Source organism: Endozoicomonas sp. ONNA1, assembly GCF_024606325.1.
Lineage (GTDB): Bacteria > Pseudomonadota > Gammaproteobacteria > Pseudomonadales > Endozoicomonadaceae > Endozoicomonas_A.
This window is the reverse complement of the sequence record NZ_JAHHPN010000336.1, coordinates 1-1,454: the sequence shown is the minus strand read 5'-3', so window position 1 is coordinate 1,454 and position 1,454 is coordinate 1. Positions and strand designations below refer to the sequence as shown.

2 protein-coding genes are annotated in these 1,454 nt (G+C 51.6%); both read left to right on the top strand.

The features are described from left to right. On the top strand, positions 1-562 hold a 562-nt coding region (locus KDK19_RS07595; protein WP_257291673.1), incomplete at its 5' end, for an ankyrin repeat domain-containing protein. A gap of 212 nt (positions 563-774) precedes the next feature. Next, a partial coding sequence (locus KDK19_RS07590; RefSeq protein ID WP_257291672.1) for a hypothetical protein occupies positions 775-1,454 on the top strand: 680 nt, incomplete at its 3' end.

The window sequence follows — 1,454 nt, the reverse complement described above, 5'->3', positions numbered from 1 at the left end:
GCTGTGCATCGCTGCCCTGGTGTGCCATACCGACATCGTGAAACTTCTGATCGAAGCCAAGGCGGATCTCAACGCCCGTAATAAGCGTGACGCCACCCCGCTGTTCGTCGCTGCCCTGGAGGGCCATACCGACATCGCGAAGCTCCTGATCGAAGCCAAGGCGGATATCAACGCCCGTAGTAAGAACGGCTCCACCCCGCTATTCGTCGCCGTCCAGGAGGGCCATACCGACATCGTGAAACTCCTGATCGAAGCCAGGGCGGATATCAACGCCCGGACTCTAAGTGGCTTCACCGCACTGTTCGCGGCTGTTAAGGAAAATGACATCGAAATCATGAAAATCCTGATCAGCGCCGGGGCGGATGTCAACGCCCGTTCTGAGTATGGCGCCACCCCACTCCTAACGGCTATCTCGATGGACAATACCAACAGCGTGAAAGCCCTGATCGAAGCCGAAGCGGATCTTAACGCCGACATTGATGGTATCACCCCGCTGTTCGTCGCAACCAAGAAGGGCAATACCGACTGCGTGAAAGCCCTGACCGACGCTGGAGCACGGTAGGGTGCACAAGGCATTCTCTATCCGGATCTGGTTTACAGCGATCTTGACTTCGATGTCGATACTCTCAGGGTGATTACAAGAAACGGTGAAAAGTTGAGGTCTCGGCAGGGCTGAAAGCTTCTCTGGGGCAGTTGAGAGAATGGTTAGCTGCATCACTTGAGTTATTTTCTTGATCTATCCTTCCTCTCTGTAAACCAGAACGCAAGTGTAGAATGATTAAACACTCACTCTTTGCAGCACCATTGCTACTAACGACATTTTTCGTCGTCTGTCAGGCTCAACCTTTAACAAGACGTTTTGTTGTTGAGCTGGAACAGAAAACAGGCTCTCCAAACCAGAACGTTTCTATAACATCTGACCAGCACAAAATGTCAGGCACCATGTCAGACATTGACCACAAAAAGGGTTATGCAAGATCGGATTTACCGTCTGATGGGAAACAAGGCAGACTAAACGGTTGCGGGCTAAAACCGACCATCACTGAATCAATTTCGTGGCCATGGCCTTACGCCACTCGTTTGCTGGTTGGTCACGAACGGATCCTGACCAGCAAAAATACCCTTCCCGGGTCCACCTCCTATTCATGGCTGCCTATTGAAGTGGTTGTTGCTGTCGGTTGGCTTTTAACAAGTTATTGGAATATCGACTCACCGTCGTTTAACCCGATGAAACAAAAAGAGCTGTGTCAAGAACAACCGCTTGCGGCCATCATTACGGTACCTGGCTCTGGAACTCAACAACAGCAAGACCCGCCATCTGAATCGTCGGGGCAGCAGGCTCAGGAAGCCCCCGCCTGTCCCTCAGACTCTTCCAACAGCTTCCTTCATTCTGACTCTGCCGATGGAAACGAAGGCTCAGAGCAACATCGGCATACTTTGGATTTCGATTGTTT